This window comes from Luteolibacter luteus, from assembly GCF_012913485.1.
Lineage (GTDB): Bacteria > Verrucomicrobiota > Verrucomicrobiia > Verrucomicrobiales > Akkermansiaceae > Haloferula > Haloferula lutea.
Genome location: NZ_CP051774.1, coordinates 1,027,518 through 1,044,649 on the forward strand (window position 1 = coordinate 1,027,518; position 17,132 = coordinate 1,044,649).

General features: G+C 60.7%; 15 protein-coding genes. 5 read left to right on the forward strand and 10 right to left on the reverse strand.

Features of this window, described 5'->3' with window-relative positions; translation table 11 throughout:
* Nucleotides 1-379: 379 nt before the first annotated feature.
* On the reverse strand, nt 380-1,951 hold the full coding sequence (locus tag HHL09_RS04095) for a vWA domain-containing protein (protein WP_169453211.1): 1,572 nt from the start codon (nt 1,949-1,951) through the stop codon (nt 380-382).
* Nucleotides 1,952-2,202: 251 nt separating this feature from the next.
* Here HHL09_RS04095 and rtcR point away from each other — a divergent pair, with 251 nt between their 5' ends.
* On the forward strand, nt 2,203-3,807 hold the full coding sequence (gene rtcR, locus HHL09_RS04100; RefSeq protein WP_240963728.1) for an RNA repair transcriptional activator RtcR: 1,605 nt from the start codon (nt 2,203-2,205) through the stop codon (nt 3,805-3,807).
* Nucleotides 3,808-3,842: 35 nt separating this feature from the next.
* Here the strand turns inward: rtcR and HHL09_RS04105 are convergent, their stop codons facing one another.
* The gene (locus HHL09_RS04105) at nt 3,843-4,703 is read right to left on the reverse strand and encodes a pirin family protein (protein WP_169453212.1); all 861 of its coding nucleotides are present in this window, start codon (nt 4,701-4,703) and stop codon (nt 3,843-3,845) included.
* A gap of 117 nt (nt 4,704-4,820) precedes the next feature.
* Nucleotides 4,821-5,456, reverse strand: a complete 636-nt coding sequence (gene ycaC, locus HHL09_RS04110) for an isochorismate family cysteine hydrolase YcaC (protein ID WP_169453213.1) — start codon at nt 5,454-5,456, stop codon at nt 4,821-4,823.
* Between the two features lie 101 nt (nt 5,457-5,557).
* Here ycaC and HHL09_RS04115 point away from each other — a divergent pair, with 101 nt between their 5' ends.
* A complete protein-coding gene (locus HHL09_RS04115; RefSeq protein ID WP_169453214.1) occupies nt 5,558-6,478 on the forward strand; it encodes a LysR family transcriptional regulator in 921 nt (306 codons plus the stop codon).
* Nucleotides 6,479-6,548: 70 nt separating this feature from the next.
* Here the strand turns inward: HHL09_RS04115 and HHL09_RS04120 are convergent, their stop codons facing one another.
* Entirely contained in the window at nt 6,549-7,943 is a 1,395-nt protein-coding gene (locus HHL09_RS04120) for a Gfo/Idh/MocA family protein (protein WP_169453215.1), read from the reverse strand.
* A gap of 138 nt (nt 7,944-8,081) precedes the next feature.
* A complete protein-coding gene (locus HHL09_RS04125) occupies nt 8,082-8,837 on the reverse strand; it encodes an endonuclease/exonuclease/phosphatase family protein (RefSeq protein ID WP_169453216.1) in 756 nt (251 codons plus the stop codon).
* A gap of 104 nt (nt 8,838-8,941) precedes the next feature.
* Here HHL09_RS04125 and HHL09_RS26640 point away from each other — a divergent pair, with 104 nt between their 5' ends.
* Nucleotides 8,942-9,529 carry a CDP-alcohol phosphatidyltransferase family protein gene (locus HHL09_RS26640; protein WP_277349154.1) on the forward strand — a complete coding sequence of 196 codons (588 nt, stop codon included), beginning with the start codon at nt 8,942-8,944 and terminating at the stop codon, nt 9,527-9,529.
* A 42-nt stretch (nt 9,530-9,571) separates the two neighbouring features.
* Nucleotides 9,572-11,047 (forward strand): ribosome biogenesis GTPase Der, encoded by a 1,476-nt coding sequence (gene der / locus HHL09_RS04135; RefSeq protein ID WP_277349155.1) that lies wholly within the window; start codon nt 9,572-9,574, stop codon nt 11,045-11,047.
* Between the two features lie 55 nt (nt 11,048-11,102).
* Here the strand turns inward: der and HHL09_RS04140 are convergent, their stop codons facing one another.
* From HHL09_RS04140 to HHL09_RS04160, 5 genes are all read right to left on the reverse strand, one after another.
* The gene (locus HHL09_RS04140) at nt 11,103-11,501 is read right to left on the reverse strand and encodes a DUF1398 domain-containing protein (RefSeq protein WP_169453217.1); all 399 of its coding nucleotides are present in this window, start codon (nt 11,499-11,501) and stop codon (nt 11,103-11,105) included.
* Nucleotides 11,498-11,863: a hypothetical protein gene (locus HHL09_RS04145; protein ID WP_169453218.1), complete on the reverse strand. Its 366-nt coding sequence runs from the start codon at nt 11,861-11,863 to the stop codon at nt 11,498-11,500. The genes HHL09_RS04140 and HHL09_RS04145 overlap by 4 nt, the downstream gene beginning before the upstream one ends.
* A 98-nt stretch (nt 11,864-11,961) precedes the next feature.
* Complete coding sequence (gene dnaN, locus HHL09_RS04150; protein WP_169453219.1) at nt 11,962-13,059, reverse strand: DNA polymerase III subunit beta; 1,098 nt, start codon at nt 13,057-13,059, stop codon at nt 11,962-11,964.
* A gap of 144 nt (nt 13,060-13,203) precedes the next feature.
* Entirely contained in the window at nt 13,204-14,628 is a 1,425-nt protein-coding gene (gene dnaA, locus HHL09_RS04155) for a chromosomal replication initiator protein DnaA (protein WP_240963729.1), read from the reverse strand.
* Between the two features lie 509 nt (nt 14,629-15,137).
* Nucleotides 15,138-16,751, reverse strand: coding sequence for a sodium:solute symporter (locus HHL09_RS04160; protein WP_169453220.1), 1,614 nt, complete (start codon nt 16,749-16,751; stop codon nt 15,138-15,140).
* Between the two features lie 77 nt (nt 16,752-16,828).
* Between HHL09_RS04160 and HHL09_RS04165 the strand changes: the two genes are divergently transcribed.
* Nucleotides 16,829-17,071 (forward strand): hypothetical protein, encoded by a 243-nt coding sequence (locus HHL09_RS04165; protein WP_169453221.1) that lies wholly within the window; start codon nt 16,829-16,831, stop codon nt 17,069-17,071.
* Nucleotides 17,072-17,132 lie beyond the last annotated feature (61 nt).

Here is a 17,132-nt window from a genome sequence, read left to right on the forward strand (position 1 = left end):
ACTCACCGGCGAGCTACCACTGCTCCAATCCGCTCGCGCGGATACGGGACTCGAACCCGCGGCCTCCGGTGTCCAATGTAGTCCTGCCGGCATTCGGCATCAGAACAAGGGTGCGTCGGGGCTTCCCGGCATCACGAAGATTGTTAGATTAGAATTGAGAAGAGTGAGAATTGCACGTGCGGCGGCAAGGGTGTGGCGAGACGTTTACGGTTCTTCTTATGAGTAAGATGTAGTCCCGCCGGGCATCCGTCGCACGGCAAAGCTGGGGAAAGTCGGGAAGATTGCCGGCACGGTGGCGAGGAATGCTGAGAGATGGCTTACGCCAATCGGTGTTGGAACGATGTATTCCCAGCGGCATCCACCGTGCCGGCAAAGTGTTTCACGCGATCTTCACGCGCGGGGTGAGGGATTGCTTTTCGATTTCACGGACCCAGTGATCGCTTCCATCCGCACCGGCCGCGAAGGCCGAGATGAGATCGAAGACGGAGTCGCTGAATCCACCTATGTTCAGAATATCCCGGCGGTCCGGAGCCTGCGTCGTGGTGTTCGGCACCAGGTCGATGCAGACCAGCTTGGCCTTCGGGTTCCGCTGCTTGAGCTTCTCCCACTCGGCCATGACTGCGGTTCCGCGGCCCTGGCGTGGATCGGCCCACGATTCGTTGTCGGAGACGAAGATCACCAGATCAGGCTTGGCCTTCTCCTGGTTGAGCTTTGCCAGCGGCGCGGAACAGTTGGTTCCCCCGCCGAACAAGCCAGCCAGCTTGGTCGCGTTGGTCATGACCGAATCCCGCGGGTTCAGGGAGACATCCTTTACTTGGAATTCGAATGGCAGGACCCGGGCAGAGCGGTTCTTCCGGAGGAAGGCCGCGGCCACCAGGGCTGCCACGTCGACGCAGCGCACCTTTGAAGAGGCTCCCGGCCGGTAGCCGGTGACGGACGTGCCCATCGATCCCGAGACATCCGGACAGACGACGACCTCGCCATCGATCTGCGGGACATTCTCGACTGAAGCCTCCATCGCGTCCTGAAGCGCTTCCCGCAGCTTGAGCGGCAGCTCATGCGATGCGTTAAGGAAGGCAACAAGGAGTTGATAGGGGAAAACCCGGGAGCGACGGATCCGGTCCGGATCGGCAAGCCGTGCGGCGAGCAAGTCCACCATCGTCTCGTCACGGAACACGCCGTGGCGTTGGAAGGTGTTCAGGTTCATCCTCGTGGTCTGCCAGGAAGCCGTCACCGCGATGGCCGCCCATTCCTTTTCGCCCAGCTCCAGCGCGGTCAGCATCTGGAACGGGACTTCCGGAATAGAGCCCTCACGGGAAAGCTTCCATGCTTCGTAGTGGCGCAGCGCCTCCGGAAGCACCTCGGCATCCCAAGGCTTTCCGATCAGCCATGCGTAGAAGGCTTCACGCTCCTTGGAAACCGGGCGCGGGTGGACCATCTTCACGACGTCGGCAAGCGACGGAGCATTGCCCACCGAGGCATCCAGAAGCTGGCGATCGCTGGCGCGCTCCAACCACTGGCGGATAAGCCGCTTCGGCGCGGAACCCAGGGACTTGCGGCCCGTGATCCCGGAACGAAGGACCTGCACGAAGTTCCGCAGCATCTTCCCGTTGTCGATGACCTGCGGGAAGATCTCGGCAAGCCGGTCGAGGTCGCGGGTGGCAAGCACCGCACAAAGCAAGGCCGGCATGTCCTTCATGAAGCCCTTGCGCCGGGCGTAGAGGGCGGTCTGTGCGATGAAGTCCGCATCCACCTTCGGCAATAGGGCCAGCACTCGATCAAGCTGGAGCTCCGGCGAAGCGTAGAAGGTCCGGCCGAAGCAACCCGTGACCGCGATGCGTGCCAGCGTGGCCTTCGGGGAAAGCTCGTAGGCGACTCCACCCGCGTCGTTGACCGTGGTGGTCTGCGGGACAAAGGCGCCGCGTATCGTCTGGAAGAGGTTCTTGTTCATGGGAGAGGGAGTTGGGAGTTGGGAGTTCGTGGATTCGGTGAGTGCCGCCGCTTGCCTCGGTGAGGCGGTGTTCGTCGGCGTTGATGGAAAGATAGATTGCACCCACCGTGCCAAACCCCATTTTAAGCCCTCGCAAGTTGAACCCAACCTATTGATTTCCAGGTGAATAATTTTCTAACGAGAAATTTCGAAGCCGTCTCAAGCCATTTCGATCTTCCATCTATATTATCATTATTGCTAGGATCTTATCCGTGACGCGAGTGCTCATCGGGATCTTGGGAGTAAAGTTGGATGGCAGCACCATGCCGGAGCGCTGGGACCGCTGGAGACCGACGGTCTCGCTCTTCCAGCACGAGGAGCTGCTCTTCGACCGGCTCGAACTGCTGACCGAACGGCAGTTCCATGTGCTCCGCGACCAAGTCGCCAAGGACATCCGGATGGTTTCCCCTGAGACGGAGGTGAGGACCCACGAGCTAAACTTCGGGAAGGATCCTTGGGATCTGGAACGGGTCTATGGTGCGCTGCACGATTGGGCCCGCGCTTATCCCTTCGACCTTGAGCGGGAGGAATACTACATCCACATCACGACCGGCACCCACATCGCACAGATCTCACTCTTCCTGCTGGTGGAGGCCGGCTTCCTGCCCGGGAAGCTGGTGCAGACTTCACCGGAGGATACCTTCAAGCGCGATCGGAACCGCGCGGGGCGCTATGCTTTCATCGACCTCGACCTCTCGAAGTACGATGCACTTAGTACTCGCTTCGCCCAGGATCAGGAAACGACCACGGATTTCCTCAAGAGCGGGATCGCCACACGTAATGCCGGCTTCAACAGGCTGATTGACCGCATCGAGCAAGTGGCCCTGCGCTCCCAGGCTCCAATCCTTTTGACGGGCCCTACAGGCGCAGGGAAATCTCACCTCGCCCGCAGGATCTTCGAGCTTCGGAAACATCGCGGCCTGCGCGGCAGCTTCGTGGAGGTGAACTGCGCGACACTCACGGGCGACACTGCCGCTTCGGCCCTCTTCGGTCACGTGCGCGGCTCCTTCACCGGAGCGCAGAAGGATCGGCCCGGCCTCTTGCGGGAAGCGGACGGCGGACTCCTCTTCCTCGATGAAATCGGCGAGCTTGGCCTGGACGAGCAGGCCATGCTGTTGCGTGCCCTCGAGGACAAGACCTTCCTGCCTGTGGGAGCAGATCGGCCCGTAAGCAGCGATTTCCAACTCATCGCGGGGACGAATTGCGACTTGCGGGAAGCCGTGGTCAAAGGACATTTCCGCGAGGATCTCTTGGCGCGCATTCACCTGTGGACCTTCGGCCTGCCCGCCCTGTCGCAGCGGCGCGAGGACATCGCGCCGAACCTCGACTTCGAACTGGAACGAGTGAGCGGCACCCAAGGCCGCCAAGCCGGCATGAACAAGGAGGCGCGACAAACTTTCCTCAAATTCGCCGAGGCGCCCGACACCCCCTGGCTCGGGAACTTCCGCGATCTCAACGCGGCGGTCACGCGCATGGCCACGCTTGCACCGCGCGGGCGGATCCGGGTAGAGGAAGTGGAAGAAGAAATCACGCGGCTCCAGGAGAGCTGGCAGCGTCCAGGCTCCAAGACCAAGGACGGCGGGATCGATCTCTCAGAGATGCTCGGCGAGGAAGCTTGCGCGGAGATCGACCCCTTCGATCAGGTCCAACTCTGCCATGTCATCCTGGTGTGCCGCAGCGCGAAGAGCATCTCGGATGCGGGCCGCTCGCTCTTCTGCGCCTCCCGGCTCAAGCGATCCATCGCCAACGACGCGGATCGACTGAAGAAGTATCTGGCCAAGTTTAACTTGGACTTCGCCAAGTGTCAGGAGAAGTGACCCGGAGAACACTCCCCGGGTCACCGCCTGAATCCTCACAACTCTCCCATCGCCCCCGCTTGGAAATCGCGGAAGGCTTGCAGGATCTCCATCTGGCTGTTCATCACGAAGGGACCTTGACCGACGATCGGCTCACCGATCGGCTTGCCGCTCATCAGCAGCAAGCGGGTATCCGAGGTGGCTTGGAAAAGGAACTCCTCCCCTTCCCTCTCGAATACCGCCAGCGCGCCTTCGCCCGCCTTTTGCTCACCTCCGATGATAACCTCCCCGCGGAGCACAAGCAGGGCAGCGGTATGACCATCCTCGACCTTCAAGGTTGCGAACTTGCCTCCGGTCATGCTGAGTTCCCAAAGATTGATCGGTGTGAAGGTTTTGGCCGGCCCCCGATGCCCGTCGAATTCACCGGCGACGACGCGAACCGTTCCGGCTCCGTCGGGTAGGTCTACTACCGGAATCTCCTGCTTGAGCAGCGATTGGTAACGCGGCGGCGCGCTCTTGTCCTTGGCCGGCAGGTTTACCCAAAGCTGGGCCATCTCGAAGATGCCTCCACTGCGGGCGAAATCCTCCGAGTGATACTCCTCGTGGAGCAAGCCGCTCGCGGCAGTCATCCACTGCACATCGCCGGGCCCGATCTTGCCACCGCCTCCGCTGGAATCGCGATGCTCCACCTCCCCCTGAAAACTGAGGGTTACGGTTTCAAAGCCGCGATGAGGATGAGGCCCCACTCCGCGACGCCGGGTGGTGGGATCGAAGGGATGCGGAGCCGCATAGTCGAGGAGCAGGAAGGGATCGAGCTCCTTGCCAAAGCGGTCATAAGAAAAGACCGAGCGCACTGGAAAGCCATCGCCAACCCAATGCGTGCCGGAACTCTGATGGATGAACTTGAGCTTCTTCATGGCGCTATCATCGCTGGTGAGACCCCTTGAGTAAAATACCCGCTTGATCCGCTGAGCATGCCCTCCCGGCATGGGAGAAAGAAACGAAGGGGCTCGTGATGAGCCCCTTCCCGCAGCTCACTTCGCGGCTTGCTTTCCGTGGTTGTAGCTATTGATCAGGCAGCGGTAGCTCGGAAGATGATTCGAGAAGAGCGTCCCCAGCCCCTCGATGTCGTTGCGCCAGTCGCGATGCAATTCACAGGCCACGCCGAACCAGCTCATCAGTTGTGCCCCGGCTGCCTGCATGCGGAACCAAGCAGCATCACGGGTCGTCTTGTTGAAGGTGCCTGACGCGTCCGTCACCACGAAGACCTCATAACCCTCCTCGAGCGCGGAGAGCGCGGGAAATGCCACGCAGACCTCGGTCACGATCCCGGCGATCAACAGTTGCTTCTTGCCCGTCGCTTTGACCGCCTTGACGAAATCCTCATTGTCCCACGCATTGATATTGCCGGGGCGTGCGATGTAGGGTGCATCCGGGAACATCTCCTTCAGCTCCGGAACCAAGGGCCCGTTCGGACCGTCTTCGAAGCTGGTTGTTAGAATGGTGGGAAGCTTGAAGTACTTCGCCGCATCAGCGAGGGCCAGCACGGCATTTTTGAAGTCATCCGGGGAAAAATCCTGGACGCAATTGGTGAGGCCCGTCTGGTGATCGACCAGCAGCACGGCCACGTCGTTCTTATCGAGACGCTTGTATTTGAAGGAGTCACTCATGGTAGTTTTGGTAAATGGAATCTTCCGTTTACCAGAAACCGTCCTGCTTCTGAAATACTTCGTGGTTCCGCTGACCATGCTTCCGGGATATGGTGCCTCCCATGGAACTGAGGCATCTGCGCTACTTCGTGGCGGTCGCTGAGGAAGAGAACGTCACGCGCGCCGCAGCCAGGTTGCACGTCGCGCAGCCATCCCTGAGCCGACAAATCCGCGACCTGGAACACGAGCTCGGGGTCGATCTCTTCGATCACGCCGTGCGCTCGGTTCGACTGACCGCGGCCGGCCGTCACTTCCTCGGGGAGGCCAGGGAAGCCATCGCCCGCATTGAACAAGCCACTCGTTCCGTTCAGGAATTTGTCCACGGTGCCGCGGGAGAACTCCACATCGGTTATGCCCCTTCCCTGAGCACCACCACGCTTCCCCGAGCGCTGCGGCTCTTCCTTGGCCGCTATCCAAAGGTGCAAGCGCAGCTCCACGACCTCTCCACGGAAGAAATGATCGCGGGCATCCGCGCCGGAAGCCTCGATGTCGCCTTGATCGCAAAGACCTCCGAGCACCCTTGGGACGGAGTCGAATTCCGCGAGATCGCACGACATCGTCCCGCGGTCGCACTCCCACCGTCACACAACCTCGCCAAGGCGGACGCCATCGACCTCAAAAGCCTGGGCGACCAATCCCTGCTGGCCTACGGTCGCACCCAGTATCCCGAATATCACGCGTGGCTGCAGCAGGTCTTCGGAGAGAAAGCCGTGCCAAAGATCGCCGGCGAATACGACAGCTCATCCAGCTTGATCGCCAGCGTCGAATCCGGCTGCGGCATCGCCTTGGTTCAGGAAGGCTTCGAAACCCTCGCAGGCTCCAGACTCTCGATCCGTCCGATCAAGGGCCTGAAGGGCGCGGGCTTCTCCTTCGGCGTCGCCTTCGATCCCAAAAAAGCCTCACCAAAAATCGAGGCCTTCATCACCAGTTGCCAGGAAGCCATCGATCCGGAGCAGACCGATCCCCTCGCGAATTCCAGATGATCCGACAAAAAAGGCAGGTCCCCGACGGACCTGCCTTTCTTTTGCTTGTGATGACTAACCCGGAAAGGAATCAGGCAATGATGCCGAGCGGCTTGGTGGTCTTCCAACCACCGCGGGTGAAATCAGGGAAGTCCTGCGGCATGCCGTCCTCCTTCACCGACTTCTCGCTCAACGGTCCCACCGCGGACCAGAAGCAGCCTTCGTAAACGTTTTGGTCGAGTGGCTCGCCCTTGCGCAGGCACTCGATGATGCGGAAGAGCATCAGGAAATCCATGCCGCCGTGGCCGCCCATCTTCTGGGCAAGCTCGCCCACGCGCTTGAAGAGCGGGTGCTCATACTTCGCGGCGATCGCCTCGAACTCTTCGGTCTCCGTCCACTCGTGATAGCTCTTGGTCACCCCTTCGATGGCCATGCCATTCGGGAAGCCCTTGAGCGTACCCTTGGTGCCTTGGATCAGGTTGTGGCGGGAATAAGGACGCGGGGAGGTTTCATCCCACTGTACCATGACCGTGCGGCCCAGCGTCGTCTTGATGATGGAGGTGCTCATGTCGCCGCCTTCGAAGACCAGCGTCTTGAACGCCGGATTGGAGAGCTTCTCGGACTTCTGCGCGTAGAGCGCACGACCCTTCGCAGGAGAGGAATAAGACACCATCCGGCGGAAGTTGTCCTCACCGCGACCGAGGTTCATGTACTGCGCCACCGGACCGAGGCCGTGGGTCGGATAGAGGTTCCCGTTGCGCTTGGCATACTGGAAGGTGCGCCAGGAGCCAGTGGTGTCGCCGTTCTCCATCTGGCTGCGCAGCTCGTGGATGTAGGCGGCCTCGCCATGGAGCAGCTCGCCGATCACGCCCTGGCGGACCATATTGAGGTAAAGGAGCTCTTCGCGACCGTAGTTCACGTTCTCCATCATCATGCAATGACGGCCCGTGGACTCGGAGGTGTTCACGATGTCCCACATCTCCTCGATCGTCACCGCGATCGGCACTTCGGAGAAAGCATGCGCACCGGCCTTCATCGACTCGATGCACATCACGGCGTGGACATTCCAAGGCGTGGCGATGAAGACCGCATCCGGCTTCACTTCCACCAGCATCTTCTTCCAGGCGTTCTCGTCGCCCGAGTAGAGCTTAGGCTTATGACCTTCCTTGGTCACCCGCGCCTCGGACTTCTTCACCAGATCCTCGCGAAGATCGCAGATCCCGACGAAATCAACACCCTCGATCGTGGCGAGCTGCGCCGCATGACCAGACCCGCGCGCACCCACACCGATGATCGCAACCTTCACCTTCTCCAGCTTCGGAGCAGCGAAGTCGCCCATATATTTCGCCCCGGACGGACGATCCGGCGAGCCCTGCGCCTTGACCAGAGCGGTGGTCGCCGCCATCGCGGCTCCCACGCCACCGATGGACTTCAGGAAATTGCGGCGGCCAGTGGCAGCGATGTTCACTTTATCGTTCGGGTTCATCTTTTTCGTGTCGCTTGAATACCCAGAGCTATCGGAATGTCTTTCGCATGGCAACCCCGGGACCCGCTGGCTTTTTGCGATTTTGCGTGGTTCGGCGGGGATTTCCGGGTGCCCGTCTATCAGGATGCCTTACGGCCCTCAAGGAGCCGTCTTTATCGACACTGCCAGCGGCCGGTGATCGGAGGCCACAGCCTCCGGCAGCACCACGACCGGACCAGCCGCTTCGAGCCCCCTCACGAGGATGTGATCGATCTCCACCGCGGGCTTCTCCGCCGGACAAGTCAGCACCGGCTCCTGCTTGGCCAGCGCCTTCCACGGCTCGCCGAAAACCGCGAGCACCGGCGATCCGGGCACATCATTGAAATCCCCCGCGAGAACCATCGGCTCATGATGATTCTCCAGCGCCTTGAGGACCGCCTCCGCCTGCTTCAGCCGACGCGGATCCTGCTGGTGATCCAAGTGCACCGTGATCATTCGGAGCGGCTTGCCATCCACCTTCACCTCCGCCTCGAACGCAATGCGCGGCTCGCCATCACCCGGCAGTTGGTGCACCTGAGTATCCTCGATCGGAAAGCGCGAGAGGATCGCCTGCCCATACTGGCCACCGTCGTAGTCCATCGCCTTGCCGAAGACCCCGTTGAGGCCCGTGAGCTTCGCCAGCTCCGCCGCCTGATCGATGCCCTCGCTGCGGCGGCACTTGTTATCCACCTCCTGTAGCGCGACGAGATCGGGCTTCTGCTCACGGATCACCGCCGCGATCCTCTCCAGGTCCAACTTGCCGTCCACACCCACCCCGTGGTGAAGGTTCCAGCACATCACACGAAGCTCCTTCGCGGGCTCCGCATGCAGAACTCCGAAGGCACAGAGGAAAGGGATAAGACGGCGTAGCAGCATGCCCATAGCTACGCGTTAGGGTGGAAAGTCTCTCGTTTCGATTGAAATCCTGACGGTGAAATCAGAAGTCGCCCGCTCCAACAATCCGTGCTTCAATCAGACGAATGACACTCGCCAGCAAGATCACGCTGGGCCGCATCTTCCTGGTGCCGGTCTTCGCCGTGTACGTGGCGAGATACGGGCTCACCGTCGAGGCAGGATCGCCCCAGGAGAAGCTGCGCTGGATCGCCCTCTCCCTCTTCGTCTTCGCCTCCGCCACGGATGGGGTCGATGGCTGGATCGCCCGCCGCTTCAACCAGCGCTCGAAATTTGGCGCCTTCATCGATCCCTTGGCGGACAAGTTTCTCCTCATCACGGCCATCGTTTTCCTCAGCGCCTTCCCTTGGGGTGCCCATGATTGGAGGATCCCTCCTTGGTTCGCCTGGCTGGTGATCACCCGGGATACCCTTATCGTCATCGGGATCATTCTGGTGAAAAAACATGCCCGCCAGGTCCACTATTCCCCGCACTGGACCGGGAAGGTCTGCACCGTCACCCAGATGTTCGCCGTGGGCTGGGTGATGCTGAAAATAGGCCACCTCCCGCCTGTTTACCCCTGCCTTGTCGCCGCCGTTTTCACCCTGTGGTCCGCCTTCCACTACTACCTCGAGGCCTCCCGGCAGCTCCGGCGGGGTCCGGCGACTCATCCGTAAAGCCCTTGCTACGCGGGAATTGCTGCCCTAAAGCCCCTTCGCATGCCTACCGTTGCCATCGTCGGTCGCCCGAATGTCGGGAAATCCGCGCTCTTCAACCGCCTCGCCAAGCGGAAGATCGCGATCGTCCACGACCAGCCGGGCGTGACCCGGGACCGCATTTCCGCGCCCTGCATGGCCACGGAGACCCCATGCACCTTGATCGATACCGGCGGTATCGGCGGCACTTTGGACGATGGCTTCGGCGAAGCCGTGACGATCGAGGCCGATATCGCGATGCAGACGGCCGATCTGATCCTTTTCGTCGTGGATGCCCATGCCGGCCTGACCCCGGTCGATCTCGACCTCGGCGGGAAGCTCCGCAAGGCCAAGCCCCCCGTGATGCTCGTGGCCAACAAAGTGGACGACGACAAGCACACCCGCCATGCCGACGAATTCAGCCGTCTCGGCTTCGGTGAGGCGATCCGCGTCTCCGCGGAGCACGGCAAGGGCATGCAGTTCCTCGTCGAGAAGATTGATGAGTTCATGAAGCCCCTTGCAGGGGAGATTGAACAGGCCGTCGCCGAAGCCGAGGTCGCCGGCATCAAGCTCGCGATCATCGGCAAGCCAAACGCGGGTAAATCCTCATTGGTGAATGCCATTCTCAACGACCAGCGCACCATCGTCTCCGATGTCGCCGGGACCACCCGTGACGCGATCGACCTGCCCTGCGAGTTTGCCGGGGAGAAATTCACCCTGATCGATACCGCCGGGCTGCGTCCGCGTTCGAAGCAGGACACCTCGGTGGAAGTCTTTTCCGCCATGCGCTCGGAGCGCGCCATCCGCCGCGCCGATCTTTGCGTTCTTGTGATCGATCTCGCAGCCGGAGTGAGCGCTCAAGACCGGAAGATCGCCCAAAAGATCCTGGAGGAAAACAAGCCCTGCCTGATCGTCCTGAACAAGTTCGACCTCTATCATCCGGATGCCCCGAAGAAGGCACGGATGGAAGAAGCCTCCGAACACGTGAAGCGGGAGTTGTTCTTCCTTTCCTATGCACCCTTCGTCGCCGTCTCGGCGAAAAATGGCCAAGCGGTGGACCAAGTCCTCAAGGAGGTGTTGAAGATCCGCAAGGGGGCGAAGAACGTCCCCAGCACCGGCAAGCTGAATCGCATGCTGCAGGAGGCTTTCCAGATCAATCCACCGCCCACCGACAAACGCTCGGCGAAGCGCCTCAAGCTCTACTACGGCACCGCGGCAGTGGATGAAAAATACGGCACCATCCCGGTGCCGACCTTCGTGCTCTTCGTAAATGACAAGAGCCTGATGCCTGCGAGCTACGAGCAGTATCTCTCGAACCGCCTGCGCGAGTTCAATCCCGTGGCCGGGGTGCCGATCGTGTTCTCGGTCCGCTCCCGCGACCGGCGTGAATGGGAGAAACGCGAACCCAGCGCCGCACCAAAGGCACGCAAGGCTGCCAGGAAGAGCGCGCCACCAAAGAGCGCCGCACGTAAGAATGCTCCGAAGCGGAAGAAGAAGTAAGAGGCCCTACTATCTTCGCACGTATCCCCTCCTTCAGGCGGCTGCCTTCGTGTCTTCACTTCCCCGCCCCGGGAAACCACTCTGTGTGAGCATCACCTTGGCGTCCGTGATAGGTCACCCGCTGCCCTCTCAAGAAGGCATGGTAGCCCTGCACTCCCGCTAACATCGCACGACGGCTGAAGTCCTGATGCGATTGCCCCTTCTGCTGGCTATCCCGGATATTCTCCACCAGAGCGCTGGCATTGAAGTCCGCCGCAATCACCGGCAGACCTTCGTAGGGAAGCGGCACCACCACACTGCTACCACCACCATCGTAGTAAACGGTGCAGGCTCGCGCATAGTCCACGTAGTAAGACTCCACGCCGCCTTCCACCAAAAGACCGACGACTTCCGGAAATGGCAGGGTTCCTTGATGGGTGGCATCCGCCGCTTGAGTCACCAACTGGGGGTTCATGGCACTATCCGTTTCAATCCTACTTCTCCTCCCTCATCAAGCGCCGCAGCTCCGCGTAAGAAATCCCATCCTTCATCCGGCGATATGGGAGGTGCCTCCACCTCCTTGTCGAGCCAGTCGATCTTGGAAACACCATCGAAAAAGCGCGGGCTCAAATGCATGTGGGCATTCCATGCGATCACTTCCTCGAAGTAAGTTTGCATCCCCCGGTCACCGCGCTCCATCGCAATCTCACGGTTCACGTAGGCCATCTTCGTCTCCTCCCTCGCATGGGTTTGATTGGGCTGCCAAATCATCACGCACCCGACCGCCAACGCCGCTCCGGAGAGAAAGGCACCGAAAATCTTGAGATTCCCACTCATCGGGTCATTCGACGCCAGCAGCACCATCGCTGCCAGACTTAAAAAGAAAAAGGCGGACCTTCCGGCCCGCCTCTTTCATTGGAATCTTTGAAGCCTCTTCAGCTCGTCACGCGCATCGGCATGATCACGTAGAGGAAGCTGCCATCGATGCGGATCACACCCGGGCTCATCTCGTCGATGAGATCGAGGTAGACCGTGTCGCTTTCGAGGTTGCGCAGCGGAGCCATGAGGAACTCGGGGTTGAAAGCGATCTGCATCGCCTTGCCACCGTAGGCCACTTCCATGGTTTCACGGGCCTCACCGACATCCGGCGAGTTCGCGGTGACTTCTACCGTGTTCGCACCGAAGACCAGCTTCACCGAGTTCGACTTGTCCGAGGACAGCAGCGAGACGCGGCGAACGGTGTCGAAGGTGGACTCACGCGGCAGTTCCACACGCTCGGTGGAGTCACCCGGGATCACCTGACGGTAGTTCGGGTAGTTGCCTTCGATGAGCTTGCTAATGAGCAGGTGCTCACCGATCGAGAAAGCGATCTGGCTGTCGCTCAAGCGGATCAGCACTTCACCGGCATCGCCGAGCAAGCGCATCAGCTCCTGCACGGCCTTGGTCGGCACGATGACGTCGGTCTCGTGGCTGGCCGGGAAGTCGAGGTCGTTCTCGACCATCGCGAGGCGGCGGCCGTCGGTAGCGACCAGTGTCAGCTTGCCATCGCGGAAAGAGGTGTAGATGCCGTTCAGCACGTAGCGCGTCTCATCGGTGGAGATCGCGTAGGAGGTCTTCTTCAGACCGTCGCGGAGCTGCTGCTGCGGCATGCGGAATTCCTTCGCGCCCTCGAAGTCCGGGAGTGGCGGGAAGTCATCCTGACCAAGGCCGATGATCTTGAAGAAGGACGGGCCGCTCTGGATCGAGGCCACGTTCTTCGCATCCACGGAAATCTCCACCTCGCTGGCGGGAAGTTCACGCACGATGTTCACCAGACGCTTGGCCGGCAGCGTCGTCGCACCTTCCTTTTCGATCTTTGCTTCGACCGAACCGGTGATGCCCACATCAAGGTCCGTCGTCGTGAAGGTCAGGCGTCCGTTCTTCGCCACGAGCAGCACGTTCGACAAGATCGGCAGGGTGGTCCGGGTGCTAACCACGTGCTGGACCTTCTGCAGCCCTTCCAGCAGGGCTTCTTTGGAGATACTGAACTTCATGGGGAAATGGCGGAGAGCGCTCTAGGTGGGGTGATGCTCTTCGGAACCTCCGACCCTTGGCAAGCCAATCTATCGGGAATGCCAAGGAAGGTCGCCCGGACCGGACGACCTCCCGAAATTCCAAAAACTTGGCCCTGTCCCGTGCTAGCGCCGCAGACCAGCCTCGATGACCCCGATTGCGTCCCTCACGGAGGCGTCGGATTCCATCTGGGAACCGATTTTTTTGCAGGCGTGGATGACCGTCCCGTGGTCCCGACCGCCGAAGGCCTCGCCGATTTCCATCAGGGAACCCTTCGTCAGGGTCCGGCTCAGATACATCGCGATCTGGCGCGGGAAGGCGATGCTGGCCGGTCGGCGGCGGCTGGTCATGTCGGCCAGACGGACGTCGAAGTGATCCGCCACCGCACGCTGGATGGTGTCGATGGTCACCTGCTTGCCCGCTTCCTCGCGCAGGAGGTCGCGCAGGAGGTGCTCCACGCGCTCCTCCGTCACGTGCTCCCCGGCGAGCGAGGCGAAGGTCGCCACGCGCATCAGGGCGCCTTCCAGACGGCGGACATTGCTGCGGATCCGCTCGGCGAGGAACCGCATGATTCCTTCGTCAACCCGGACCTTCCACTCGTCCCGCTTCTTGCCAAGGATCGCCAGGCGAGTTTCGAAAACCGGCGGCTGGAGCTCGACCGTCAGACCGCACTCGAAACGCGAAATCAGACGCGGCTCGAGGCTCTTGATCTCGCTCGCCGGGCGGTCGCTGGTCAGCACCACCTGGCAACGCCCGTCGAGCAGGGTGTTGAAGGTATGGAAGAACTCTTCCTGCGAGCGGTCCTTGCCGGCGAGGAACTGGACATCGTCCAGCAGCATCACGTCGGCAGAGCGGTAGCGCTTGCGGAACTTCTCGAGGTCACCCTTGCGGACGGCATCGATGAACTCGTTTGTGAACTTCTCGCAGGTCAGGTAAACGACCTTCGAGCCCGGCTGCTTGCGCAAGTACTCATGGCCGATGGCCTGCATCAGGTGGGTCTTCCCGAGACCCGGACCACCATGGATGAAGAGCGGGTTGTAGCCCGGGCCCTTCCGCTTCGCCACCGCTTCACTCGCGGCATGGGCGAACTGGCTGTTCGCACCGACCACAAAGGAATCGAAGGTGAATTGCGGATTGAGTCCCGCGGCCTTCAGGCGCTTCTCGAAGCTCTCTGCCGCCACAGGGGCGACCACTGCCGCTTCGCGTGGCGCTGCCGGACGTGCCGGCCCGCGCGACGGATCAGCATCGAGCACCACGCCATCTTCAACCACCAGCTTCACCTCGCGCACGCCATCGATGGTCTCAGCCACCGCCGACGCAAGTTCAGGCAAGTAGTTCGTTTCGATCCACACCTGGTGGATCTCGTTCGGAACGGCAACCACCGCCCGTGAATCTTCCACACCGACCAACCGCGAAGACCGGAACCACCTCTGGTAGGCATCCTTGCTCACCAGACGTCCGAGAACTTCGCAGGCTGCATCCCATTGCACTGCCGGATCGCCGGCAGTCGCTTCCCTCGCACCCTCATCGAACTCCTCCAGATCCATCATTCTCTCTAGTCTTTTAAAAAGGTTTTTCACCGCGCCTGTTTGGGAGCGCCCCTTTGGTAGCGGCAGCCGCGGCGGAGGGAAGTGATAGACGGTTCTTTTGAAAGAGTGGGACTCAAAATTTTCACTCTCTAACAGAGCCCGGCGACGGTTCCCTTTTCCACAAGCGTTCCACGCCAAAATTTTTTAAAATCTTGACCACCCCTTTCGTTAATTTTCCCGAAGTATTGGCCTCTGAAACGTTAGCTCAAAAGGCGCGGAGCACTTGCAAATGAAGGGATTTTGCCAGCTTCGCCTCTACTACGGGACTTACGCAGTGAATACAAATTTCCGGAACTCCCCCAACGCCAACGCGATGGGAAAAAGCAAGGAAGCTTGTCCCTATTTTTCCAAAACGTGAGCGCGTGAAGAGATCCTTCAACAGGCCTGCAAAAATTGCAGATCAAGCCAAGGAAAGAACCCTCCTTCCTCACCTCTTTTCACCACTTGTTCCCAAGTTATGAACAAGGGTTTCAGGCCTCTGCGGCCTCTACTTCCGCGGCGTCTTTGACCTTGTCGGCGGGCGTGGCGAAACAGAGGGCGATCGCAACCGTCACGAAGGTCCCCAAGGTGACCCGCCACGGGAATGCGAGGATGAAGGGATTCTCGATGCCCATCGCCTGCTGCATGCCGAAAGGATTGCTGAGGAGGAACACCGCCACGAAGCCGCAGCACATGGCGATGATGTTGCCAGTATCATTGCCGCGGCTCTTCGTCAGGACGGCAACCAGGAAGACGCCCAGCAATGACCCGAAGGTGAAGCCAAGGATGCCGAGCACCAGCGGGATGATCTGCGCCTTAGGGTGATGCGCCATGTACCAGGCGGTGATCAACCCCACGACTACAATGAAGGCGGCGAACAGGGCGGTGCTCCAACGCAGGATGCGCACCCGGCGGGACTCCGTGAGGTTCGCCTCACCCACGCGAGGGAAGACGAAGTCGGTGGCAAAGCTGGTGCCGAGCGCATTCAACGCCGTGCTGAGGGAACCCATCGCCGTGGCCAGAAGACCGGCCACCACCAGACCGCAGACACCATGCGGCATGCGGGTGAGAATGAAATGAGGGAAGACCTGGCCGGTTTCCAATTCACCGGTGACTTTCCGCGGCAGGGTCGGGTCAGGCACCGCTCCGTAGTAGGCAGCCAGCAGGATGCCGATGAAGATGAAGGCACCGACCACCGGGAAATCGATCACTCCCGACATGATCGTGGCGAAGGCGCTCTGCTTGCGGTTCTTGGCGGTGAGCATGCGCTGCACGGTGTCCTGGTCGATTCCGTGGGTGGCCATCGTGACGAAGGTGGAGCCGATGATGGCCGCCCAGATCGTGTAGTCAGAGGTGAAGACATTCCTTACCCAAGGCCAGAAACCGGGCTCGGCGGGCTTTGCGAAATTCAGGAACGCGGGCTCTTGGATCTGGGCGCTGACCGTTTCCCAGCCTCCCGGCATTTCCTTGAGCAGGAACCAAATGGTGAAGCCCAGCGCGGTGATGAGGACGCCGATCTGGATGAAGTCCGTCCAGATGACAGCCCGGATCCCGCCTGCCGCGGTATAGAGGGCGGTGGCGACGGTGATAATCACCAGAGCGACCGCGAAGATCCAGAATTTCTCGGAATCCGTCACCGCACCGCCCTTCCACATCGCATAGGCCAGCACCAGAATGATGGCCGAAACGTAGAGACGTGTGCCCATTGCAAGGACACGGGTTACCAAAAAGGTGGCGGACGCAAACCTGCGGGTCGCGTTTCCGAAGCGGGTACCAAGGTACTCGTAAAGTGAGACGACACCATGCCGGTAGAAGACCGGGATGAAGAGGTAGCTAACAATGATCCGCGCCAGCAGGGTCCCGATCGCGAACTGCGCGTAGGTCCAGTTGTTCCGGACGTAGCCCGACTCCGGGGCGCCGATGAAGGTTGCCGCGCTGATCTCTGCCGCGAGGATCGAAGCCAGCACCGCCCACCAGGGCGTCTGGCGGTCGCCGAGGGCAAATCCCTCCACGGAATCGCTCTTGGAGCGCTGGGAAAACCCGATGGCAAAGATCACTGCAAAGTAGGCGAGCAGCACGAGGCCATCGATCCAGTATTGTCCCATACCGGGCTCTAGCCGCCCGGCCCGGGGACGTCGATGCCGCAATTGCCCGCGGCCGAATTTCAGGTTAGGGCGCTGGCATGCACGAAGACCTCGCCGCCCTGCTACACCGCCGTCGCGACATTATTTCGGACCACGAATTCCGCGACCGCGATACGCTCGGCCATCTCGAAGCCCTCAAGGAGGTCTCCGAAGCGATCACTACCTGGCACCAGGGGCACAAGGCCGAGATCCCCGCCCGGCTCGACCATTTCCTCACCAACGCCTCTTTCGACAAAGCACTCGTTTACATCGAAAGCGAGGGCACCTGGACCGGACACTAGGGGAAATCCCGGCTCCAAAGGCCCCCGAAGCTGTCAGGTTCCCAAATGGCACCAGTCTGTC